General features: G+C 68.7%; 4 protein-coding genes and 1 pseudogene. 2 read left to right on the plus strand and 3 right to left on the minus strand.

The genetic code is table 11. The annotated features are described in order from the left end of the window. Positions 1-276, minus strand: a 276-nt coding sequence (locus tag ACFWPT_RS40500) for a hypothetical protein (protein ID WP_380488022.1), incomplete at its 3' end; no start/stop codon positions are given. Positions 277-1,182: 906 nt separating this feature from the next. Here ACFWPT_RS40500 and ACFWPT_RS40505 point away from each other — a divergent pair. Further along, positions 1,183-2,775 (plus strand): hypothetical protein, encoded by a 1,593-nt coding sequence (locus ACFWPT_RS40505; protein WP_380488024.1) that lies wholly within the window; start codon positions 1,183-1,185, stop codon positions 2,773-2,775. Positions 2,776-3,983: 1,208 nt separating this feature from the next. Next, a complete protein-coding gene (locus ACFWPT_RS40510; protein WP_380488026.1) occupies positions 3,984-4,967 on the plus strand; it encodes a hypothetical protein in 984 nt (327 codons plus the stop codon). A 197-nt stretch (positions 4,968-5,164) separates the two neighbouring features. Here the strand turns inward: ACFWPT_RS40510 and ACFWPT_RS40515 are convergent, their stop codons facing one another. Both ACFWPT_RS40515 and ACFWPT_RS40520 read right to left on the minus strand, forming a co-directional pair. Then, complete coding sequence (locus ACFWPT_RS40515) at positions 5,165-5,908, minus strand: cobalt-precorrin-6A reductase (RefSeq protein WP_380488028.1); 744 nt, start codon at positions 5,906-5,908, stop codon at positions 5,165-5,167. 5 nt (positions 5,909-5,913) lie between these two features. Beyond that, positions 5,914-6,144: pseudogene (locus tag ACFWPT_RS40520) on the minus strand (precorrin-4 C(11)-methyltransferase); the annotation flags it as partial.

Genomic DNA, 6,144 nt, shown 5'->3' on the forward strand with positions numbered 1-6,144 from the left:
CAACTGCGTACCGGTCGGACTGTACGAGTACAGCTGGTCACCGCCACCGCCGGTGTTCACCCACAACGGCACCGGCGGACAGGTCAACGCCCGGGACCCGGACCGCTCGCCCGCACCGTCCGCCTGCGGGGCGGCGGCAGCCCTGACGGAGGTCACGCCCCGCGCCGGGGAGGCCTGTGCCGCGCCTCCGCCCCAGCCCGCCGTCATGCCGATGACTGCCAGCCCGATCGCCGCGGCGAGGCCGCCGCGCGAGCGGCAGCGTCTGATCCCTGCCATACCGCCTCCGTTCCAGTCCGGCGTGACCACCGCACGGCTCCACGCCACATCATTTGATGACACTAAGTGCCCATATGAGCACTGTAAGTGCCGTGGCGTGAGACGGCTCGCGGTGGCGATCCGCACCCGAACCAGCCGGCGGCCCCCGCATGTGGGCCATATGGCCCCATCGCAGACTGTGTCGAGGGCTACGGGTGCGCCCCTCGCGAAGGCTGCCCCAGCCGGGTGCGGAGCTCGGCCCGTGACCGGAGGTGCAGACCTGCGCGTGCCGGCTCGGCGTTCCGTCGCGGCCGGGCTGTTGCCAGAGGTGATCTTGGACTGTCCGCTCGCGGTTGTCGGCGGTGAAGGGCTGCTCGGCCGGTACGGTCGGCGTCAGGCCCGGTGGTCGTAGGCCAGGGCCACAGGAACGTGGTCAGGCCAGCGTTCGGCATGGGAGGCCACGCGCTCGGCGTAGGTCTCAACGGCCTTGGCGGCGATGCCAGGCGTTGCGCGATGCAGGTCGATTCGCCCCCTCGACGGCCTCGGTGGGCGGGTCGCCTCTGGCGTCGTGAGCTCCGCCGCGCAGGTTCGCCGCGCCCCGCGACACCTTCGCCGGGACCCGTCTCGCCGAGAGATCACCTCCCTCGCCTCCGGCCGCCCCGCCCGGCGCTCCACCCGCGCCGATACGGGCACCGGCCGAGGCCCTCCCCCCGTAAGAGGGTCTGCTGAATTGCCCACCAGGTGAACCGCCAGGCCGGCCTGCCGCGACCTTGATTGCCTTTGAATGTCGCGGCAGGAGGCAGCCGGCCGGGTGAACCCCGTTCCGCGACACAGCCCTTCTGACCAGCGGCCCAGTAGCCACGGCATGGCCGGAGAGCCCCAAGCGGTGACGTTCCGTCGATGCGGCACTGCGGTACGTATTCGGACATGAGAAGAACTGGCTCTATCACCGCGCTCGCGTTCGCGCTGGCGCTCACGCTGCTCGGACGAGCCGCGCCCGCATCAGCCGAAACCGTGCCGCAGCCGGCACGGGCCGCGCCCGCTACCGCGGTTCCGGCCAACCCCACGGCCGACCAGTTCGACCGTTGGGCCAAGCTCAGCGAGAACCAGTGGCTGGAGGCCCTCGAGGAGGGCTGCATCAAGACCGGCACCGCGGCCTGCAAGATGACCAACCAGCAGGCCCACAAGCTTCTCTCGGACACCCAGAAGCTCACCCGGGAACTGCACAACGAGATCATGAACAACCCGGCGGAAGTCGCCGAGCTCAAGGCGCTCAAAAAGCAGAACACCCGCGCCGTGCAGCTCCTCGGCGGCAAGGCGGTCGCCACCATCTCGAAGTTCGCCAAGAACCCGGCTGTAAAAAGCCTGAATAAATATTCCGATAAAATCGGCGACGTCGCGGGAAATTCGATCAACGGGACATACGCGGTCCACGGACTGGCCGAGGGCACCCAGGAATCGATCAGCAAGGCGATCGTGTACATGGTGCCCGTCCTCGGAGACGTCTGGTCGCTCGGCGAGGCCATCGCGGACCGCGACGTGGAATCCGGAACGGTAGCGGTCATCTCCCTCATCGCGACCGCGGTCGCCTTCATCTACCCGCCGGCGGGAGCTGTGCTCGCGACCGCCCTGGCAGCCTACTACGTGGCGAAGATGATCATCGGGTTCCTGTGCGCCAAAGAACGCGACTGGATCACCGAACCCCCCGGCACCCCACAGGAACTGTTCGAATCAGGCGCCGACATCCGATGGGAAACACACCGCGTCGCCGGAAAAGACGTCGTCGCCATCATCCCGCCCAGCGGATCCGTGAAGCAGACACTGCTGCTGGACTCGAAATGGACCGAATACAACGTCGGACGGCGGCCGGTCAAGTACTCACTCGACGGAAACCTGGTTTTCAGCAGCGCCGGAGCCCCGAAGTCGGTCACGATCTGGCAAGGCGGCCGACAGGCCGGCAGCGCCGACTGCCTAGACGCAGCGGAGGTCTTCGACCAGCCCGAGGTCATCTCCGCCCTCGGGGGGAACATCGGCTGCGCACTGAACTCAACTGCGACCATTTCGCTGGGACATCCCGCCGTTATGGTACTGGAGTACACCTTCCCTAAAAAGAGCCCCTGCCCCGGGACTCCGTGCGTCCCCGACAAGGAAATGAATGTACTCCTCGACGTGAAGTCGGAGGGTAAGACGTCTGTAACTCTGCACCTTCCTTTCCGCTACGCGTTCATTTCGAAGATGTCCGAAGTGTCTGCAAGCGGAGAATTCATCTACACCTACGAAGAATCTTTCGACACCGAGGAAGGGGAACAATCCTCTGTCGAGGAAAAATCAATTTCCAACCCCGAGCACGGGAGATGCTACAACTTCTACTCCCCGGCGGACGCAGTCAAAAACTCCACGGACCATAAGGCGACCGTCTGGTACGGGCCGGACTGCAAAGGAACGAAGGTCACCGTCCCAGTCGGAAAGACCGCCAAGCCCGCCGCAGGTGCCGATTTTGACAGCGTCATGGTCGACTGACCCCTTCAGCATGACAATGCCCCTGCGTTCTAGCGAAATCATGTTCGCCAAGAAGGCTTGAACGAGGCAACGGGATCCCTGCAGATCAATGGCCGACCAAAAAAGTCGATCAATCACACGGGTCCCGTTGCCGTCACGCTCCCAGCAGCGGCTGGGACCGGACGGTCGCGGTTCGTGTTCGAGGTTCCGGCCGGGGCGGCGACCTCGAGAGACAGGCCGGAAGTATCCGGTGCGGGATGCGTACGGTCACCGTGGACGACTCCGGCCTGTGGCCGCCCGACCGTGAGCTGGTCACCGTCCGCCTTCCCAAGCGACACGGCCTCCGGTGCGAGTTCGCCCATCCGGTGCTGCGGCTGGTCATCCTCGTCGAGACCGGCACTCGCGCCGTGATCGGTCCCGAGGCCGAGGGCGAACTCGCCTCTACACAGCACGTCTGCCGACCCACCTGGCACCCGGCTGCTGCTGGCTCCGATGCGGGCGCCCTCCTGCGACATCCACGCCGGGCGCGCCGTCGTCCGCGAACCCATCGCGGGCCGTATGTTCCGTCGGCATCCGGTGTTCGCCCGTGGGTCCTGCTACCAGTGACGTGTTGGTGTCCTACCTGGTGCCGTTCCCCTGGCGCTTGCGGGCCCGGGCGAATCGGGTCAGCAGCGCCCCCAAGGTGAGGAGCCAGCCTCCGGCAACGCCAGCGGCCTGTACCTGGGCGCCAGCGTGGGCGAGGGCGACCCCTTGTTCCTGCGGCGGAGCGGGTGCCGGATGGTGCCCGTTGTCGTGGTTGGTGCCTGGCTCAGTGCCCGGGGCGGTGGCGTCTGGGTGGTTGTCCCATTGGCCGGGGCCGGGGCGGTGGTCGCCCCAGCCGCCGTGGCCGCCGGGGTTGTGGCCGTCACGGGGGGTGCAGGCGACGATGGTGACGGTGTTGCTGGTGGCGGTGACGGGAGTGCCGTCGGGGGTGGTGCCGGTGACAACCGGCGTGCCGGGCCGTTGTCCACCACCGCGATGCCGGTCAACGGCTGGCTGCTTTTATGAACACTTTGAGTAACGTGAAATGGGTCGACCCGCGTCACAATCCGTACCCGAACCACCCGCGGTCGCCGGATATCGGCCACCTGGCCCCATCGCGGCCCTCGTCTGGCGCCCCCGCCGCGGCGGCCCGCAGTCTGGAAGCGCCAGGCACCCCCACCCCGCCTTCCGCAAGGGACACGCAACCCATGACCGCACTGACCAGGTTCGAGACGCCCGAGCCGAACGAGGACCAACTCGTGGCCGAGATGATCGAGGCCATGAACCGGCAGCAGGAGAAGGACTACCCGCCCGGCGCCACCGGCCGGGCCGCCCACGCCAAGCACGCCGGACTCGTCAAGATCACCTTCGCGGTCGAGCCCGACCTGCCGGCCAACCTGCGCGTCGGCGTCTTCGCCCGGCCCCACACCTACGAAGGGTGGCTGCGCTTCTCCAGCGGCAACGGCACACCGCAGTCCGACGACGTCAAGGACCTGCGCGGCGCGGCCATCAAACTGCACGACGTGCCCGGCGAACGCATCCCCGAGAGCGACGAGCCCACCACCCAGGACTTCATCCTCCTCAACACCCCCGCCATCCCGCTCGGCACCGTCAAGCTGTTCCACGACGTCATCACCCTCGAACCGGCCAAGTTCGCCGCCAAGACGCTCACCACCCACCCACACGTCCTCGCCGGCCTGGCCAAGGCCGTCATCACCCCCACCTCACCCGCCGACATCCCCTACTGGAGCAACACCGCCTCCCTCCTCGGCCCCGACCAGGTCGTCAAGTACGCCCTCGTACCGACCTCGCCGTACACCAGCCCAGGGCGCGAGAAGCACCAGGACCACTACCTCAGCGACCACCTCCAGGAACACCTCTCCCAGACCGACGCCACCTTCGACTTCATGGTCCAACTGCGCACCGACCCCGACACCATGCCCGTCGAGGACATCGCCGTCGAATGGAGCACGGACCGGGCCCCGCTGGTGAAGGTCGCCACCCTCACCATCCCCCGCCAGGAGTTCCGCACCGCCGCCCGCAACCAGCTCGCCGAGGAACTCACCTTCAGCATCGCCCACGCACTCCAGGACCACCGGCCCATCGGCGCCGTCGCCCGCGCCCGCATCCACATCTACGGCCACATGGCCACCTGGCGCCACCAGCGCGACCAACGCACCAAAACCACCTGACCCGACTCGATGCCTCTGCAGTGACGAGCTTGCGTTAGATACCGCTGCATGCGTAGCAGTGCCTTTCCTCTGATGCGACGAAGACCTCGGAAGAGGGTCGTCGCCCCAGTGCAGAAGGCGCTTCTGTGTTTCCGACCGCACTCTGGTCTGGCCCGAGCTGAAATGCGCAGGCTAGGTTGTGCCGTCTGCTCGTGGGACTATCCCAGCTGCTGTAGCCACCGCACTGCGCCCGGTACGTCCGGGGCCGCCGGTACGCCGTCGGGCAGCGGCGGGCGTTCCACGACGACCACCGGGAGCCCGAGTTCGCGCGCGGCGGTGAGTTTGGGCGCGGTCGCGGCGCCGCCGCTGTCCTTGGTGACCACGACGTCGATCCGGTGCTCGCGCAGCAGCGCCCGTTCGCCGTCGAGCGTGAACGGCCCCCGGTCCAGCCGGACTTCGAGCGTGGACGGCAGCGGCGGCTCGGGCGGGTCGACCGAGCGGGCGAGGAAGTGCAGGTGGTCGAGGTGGGCGAAGGTGGCGATGCCCTGTCGCCCGGTGGTGAGGAAGACCCGCCGCCCGAGGCCGGGCAGGAGTTCGGCGGCCGCGGCGAGCGAGGGTGCGTGGTGCCAGCGGTCCCCGGGGACGGGCGCCCAGCCGGGCCGCCGCAGCGCCAGCAGCGGCACGTCGGCGGCGGCCGCCGCGAGGGCGGCGTTGCGGGACATCCCGGCGGCGAACGGGTGGGTGGCGTCGACGACCGCGTCCACCCGCTCGCCGCGCAGCCAGTCGGCCAGCCCCTCCGGGCCGCCGAAGCCGCCGATCCTCACCTCTCCGGCGGGCAGCCGGGGTTGGGCGACCCGGCCGGCCAGCGAACTGGTGACCCGCAGGGACGGCAGCTCGACGAGTGCGGCGGCCAGTGCCCGCCCCTCCGTCGTCCCGCCGAGGATCAGGACGTGCCGGGTCATGGGGTTCACGCCCCGCAGGGCTCGTGCGGGCGTTCGCGCTCCGCCGAGTAGAGGTGGCTGTCGCGGAACTGTTCGGCGGCCAGGGTCCGTCCGACCAGGATGACGGCGGTGCGGACCACGCCCGAGGCCTTGACCTGTTCGGCGATGTCGGCGAGGGTGCCGCGCAGCACCAGCTCGTCCGGGCGGCTGGCCATCGCGACGACGGCGGCCGGGCAGTCGGCGCCGTAGTGCGGGAG

This window comes from Kitasatospora sp. NPDC058478 (genome assembly GCF_042720345.1).
Taxonomy (GTDB): domain Bacteria; phylum Actinomycetota; class Actinomycetes; order Streptomycetales; family Streptomycetaceae; genus Kitasatospora.

What these genes read in the sequence shown, in the direction of transcription:
- ACFWPT_RS40515 (WP_380488028.1), bottom strand. Translation starts at nt 5,908, where the DNA reads ATGACCCGGCACGTCCTGATCCTCGGCGGGACGACGGAGGGGCGGGCA.
- ACFWPT_RS40505 (WP_380488024.1), top strand. Translation starts at nt 1,183, where the DNA reads ATGAGAAGAACTGGCTCTATCACCGCGCTCGCGTTCGCGCTGGCGCTC.
- ACFWPT_RS40510 (WP_380488026.1), top strand. Translation starts at nt 3,984, where the DNA reads ATGACCGCACTGACCAGGTTCGAGACGCCCGAGCCGAACGAGGACCAA.